This window comes from Chitinophaga dinghuensis (assembly GCF_003259435.1).
GTDB classification, from domain to species: Bacteria; Bacteroidota; Bacteroidia; order Chitinophagales; family Chitinophagaceae; genus Chitinophaga; species Chitinophaga dinghuensis.
On sequence record NZ_QLMA01000018.1, the window covers coordinates 1 to 4328 of the forward strand.

Annotated in this window: 1 protein-coding gene; it reads right to left on the reverse strand. The window is 49.1% G+C overall.

The genetic code is table 11. The features are described 5' to 3' along the window. Positions 1 to 4328, reverse strand: a 4328-nt coding sequence (locus tag CLV59_RS29075) for a hypothetical protein (protein ID WP_170137958.1), incomplete at both ends; no start/stop codon positions are given.

Below are 4328 nucleotides of genomic sequence, written 5' to 3' on the forward strand. Positions count from 1 at the left end.
TCGTAAGAATCCGCACATACGCCGTTAGTAATGGTCCATCTGAGTACCACGCTGTCACCTACTGCTACAGTTACCTGTGCTTTCGGATCGTTGATGGAAGAGGTACCGAAGTTTGCGTTACCATATACAACTGTCCATCTGCCGATCGCAGTAGCTGGGGTAGCGGTGTTACCGTCGAGTGTGAACGGAGTCGTCTGAGCGCAAGCTTTCTGGTCGATACCAGCGTTAGCTTTCACTGCGTCTGCGAAGTTCACGATGCTCATTTCATCGTAAGTATCCGCACATACGCCGTTAGTAATGGTCCAACGAAGTACCACGCTGTCACCTACTGCTACAGTTACCTGAGCTTTAGGATCATTGATAGAAGAGGTACCGAAGTTAGCAGCACCATATACAACTGTCCATCTGCCGATAGCGGTAGCTGGGGTAGCGGTGTTACCGTCGAGTGTGAACGGAGTCGTCTGAGCGCAAGCTTTCTGGTCGATGCCAGCGTTAGCTTTTACTGCTTCGGCATAATTCACGATGCTCATTTCATCGTAAGAATCCGCACAATTACCATTTACGATCGTCCATCTGAGTACTACGCTGTCACCTACCGCTACAGTTACCTGAGCTTTAGGATCATTGATAGAAGAGGTACCGAAGTTAGCAGCACCATATACTACAGTCCATCTGCCGATAGCGGTAGCTGGGGTAGCAGTGTTACCGTCGACGGTAAACGGAGTAGTCTGAGCGCAAGCTTTCTGGTCGATACCGGCATTCGCTTTCACTGCGTCTGCGAAGTTCACGATGCTCATTTCATCGTAAGTATCCGCACAATTACCATTTACGATCGTCCATCTGAGTACCACGCTGTCACCTACTGCTACAGTTACCTGTGCTTTAGGATCATTGATAGAAGAGGTACCGAAGTTAGCAGCACCATATACTACTGTCCATCTGCCGATCGCAGTAGCTGGAGTAGCGGTGTTACCGTCGAGCGTGAACGGAGTAGCCTGAGCGCAAGCTTTCTGATCTGCACCAGCATTTGCTTTTACTGCTTCGGCGAAGTTCACGATGCTCATTTCATCGTAAGTATCCGCACAATTACCATTTACGATCGTCCATCTGAGTACCACACTGTCACCTACGGCTACAGTTACCTGTGCTTTAGGATCATTGATAGAAGAGGTACCGAAGTTCGCAGCACCATATACTACAGTCCATCTGCCGATAGCGGTAGCTGGGGTAGCGGTGTTACCATCCAGGGTAAATGGAGTAGCCTGAGCGCAAGCTTTCTGATCTGCACCAGCATTTGCTTTTACTGCTTCGGCAAAGTTCACGATGCTCATTTCATCGTAAGTATCTGCACAATTACCATTTACGATCGTCCATCTGAGTACCACACTGTCACCTACCGCTACAGTTACCTGAGCTTTAGGATCGTTGATAGAAGAGGTACCGAAGTTAGCAGCACCATATACTACGGTCCATCTGCCGATAGCGGTAGCTGGAGTAGCGGTGTTACCGTCGAGCGTGAAGGCTGTCGTCTGAGCGCAAGCTTTCTGATTTATACCAGCATTCGCTTTCACTGCTTCGGCATAATTCACGATGCTCATTTCATCGTAAGTATCCGCACAATTACCATTTACGATCGTCCATCTGAGTACTACGCTGTCACCTACCGCTACAGTTACCTGTGCTTTAGGATCGTTGATAGAAGAGGTACCAAAGTTAGCAGCACCATATACTACTGTCCATCTGCCGATAGCAGTAGCCGGAGTAGCGGTGTTACCATCGAGCGTGAAGGCTGTAGTCTGAGCGCAAGCTTTCTGATCTGCACCAGCGTTAGCTTTCACTGCTTCAGCGAAGTTCACGATGCTCATTTCATCGTAAGAATCCGCACATACGCCGTTAGTAATGGTCCAACGAAGTACCACGCTATCGCCTACGGCTACAGTTACCTGAGCTTTAGGATCGTTGATAGAAGAGGTACCAAAGTTAGCAGCACCATATACTACTGTCCATCTGCCGATAGCGGTAGCTGGGGTAGCAGTGTTACCATCCAGGGTAAACGGAGTAGTCTGAGCGCAAGCTTTCTGGTCGATACCAGCGTTAGCTTTCACTGCGTCTGCGAAGTTCACGATGCTCATTTCATCGTAAGTATCCGCACATACGCCATTAGTAATGGTCCAACGCAGTACCACACTGTCACCTACCGCTACAGTTACCTGTGCTTTAGGATCATTGATAGAAGAGGTACCGAAGTTAGCAGCACCATATACTACAGTCCATCTGCCGATAGCGGTAGCTGGAGTAGCGGTGTTACCGTCGAGTGTGAACGGAGTAGCCTGAGCGCAAGCTTTCTGGTCGATGCCAGCGTTAGCTTTCACTGCTTCGGCAAAGTTCACGATGCTCATTTCATCGTAAGAATCTGCACAATTACCATTTACGATTGTCCATCTGAGCACTACGCTGTCACCTACTGCTACAGTTACCTGAGCTTTAGGATCGTTGATAGAAGAGGTACCGAAGTTAGCAGCACCATATACTACAGTCCATCTGCCAATAGCAGTAGCTGGGGTAGCGGTGTTACCGTCGAGTGTGAACGGAGTAGCCTGAGCACAAGCTTTCTGGTCTATACCAGCGTTAGCTTTCACTGCGTCTGCGAAGTTCACGATGCTCATTTCATCGTAAGTATCTGCACAATTACCATTTACGATTGTCCATCTGAGTACCACACTGTCACCTACAGCTACAGTTACCTGTGCTTTAGGATCGTTGATAGAAGATGTACCGAAGTTAGCAGTACCATATACTACGGTCCATCTGCCGATCGCAGTAGCTGGAGTAGCGGTGTTACCGTCGAGTGTGAACGGAGTAGCCTGAGCGCAAGCTTTCTGGTCGATGCCAGCGTTAGCTTTCACAGCTTCGGCAAAGTTCACGATGCTCATTTCATCGTAAGTATCTGCACAATTACCATTTACGATTGTCCATCTGAGTACCACGCTGTCACCTACCGCCACAGTTACCTGTGCTTTCGGATCATTGATAGAAGAGGTACCAAAGTTAGCAGCACCATATACTACAGTCCATCTGCCGATAGCAGTAGCTGGGCTAGCAGTGTTACCGTCGAGCGTGAATGGAGTAGTCTGAGCGCAAGCTTTCTGGTCGATACCAGCGTTAGCTTTCACTGCGTCTGCGAAGTTCACGATGCTCATTTCATCGTAAGTATCCGCACATACGCCGTTAGTAACGGTCCATCTGAGTACCACACTGTCACCTACAGCGACAGTTACCTGAGCTTTAGGATCGTTGATAGAAGAGGTACCAAAGTTCGCAGCACCATATACTACGGTCCATCTGCCGATAGCGGTAGCTGGGGTAGCGGTGTTACCATCCAGGGTGAATGGAGTCGTCTGAGCGCAAGCTTTCTGGTCGATACCAGCATTCGCTTTCACTGCTTCAGCGAAGTTCACGATGCTCATTTCATCGTAAGTATCCGCACATACGCCGTTAGTAATGGTCCAACGCAGTACCACGCTGTCACCTACTGCTACAGTTACCTGAGCTTTAGGATCGTTGATAGAAGAGGTACCAAAGTTCGCAGCACCATATACTACGGTCCATCTGCCGATAGCAGTAGCCGGAGTAGCGGTGTTACCATCGAGCGTGAAGGCTGTCGTCTGAGCGCAAGCTTTCTGATCTGCACCAGCGTTAGCTTTCACTGCTTCAGCGAAGTTCACGATGCTCATTTCATCGTAAGAATCCGCACATACGCCGTTAGTAATGGTCCAACGAAGTACCACACTGTCACCTACCGCTACAGTTACCTGTGCTTTAGGATCATTGATAGAAGAGGTACCAAAGTTAGCAGCACCATATACTACGGTCCATCTGCCGATAGCAGTAGCTGGGGTAGCAGTGTTACCATCCAGGGTAAACGGAGTAGTCTGAGCGCAAGCTTTCTGGTCGATGCCAGCGTTAGCTTTTACAGCTTCTGCATAGTTCACGATGCTCATTTCATCGTAAGTATCCGCACATACGCCGTTAGTAATGGTCCAACGCAGTACCACGCTGTCACCTACAGGCACAGTTACCTGAGCTTTAGGATCGTTGATAGAAGAGGTACCAAAGTTAGCAGCACCATATACTACAGTCCATCTGCCGATAGCGGTAGCTGGGGTAGCGGTGTTACCGTCGAGCGTGAACGGAGTAGCCTGAGCGCAAGCTTTCTGGTCGATACCGGCATTCGCTTTCACTGCGTCTGCGAAGTTCACGATGCTCATTTCATCGTAAGTATCCGCACAATTACCATTTACGATTGTCCAACGCAGTACCACACTGTC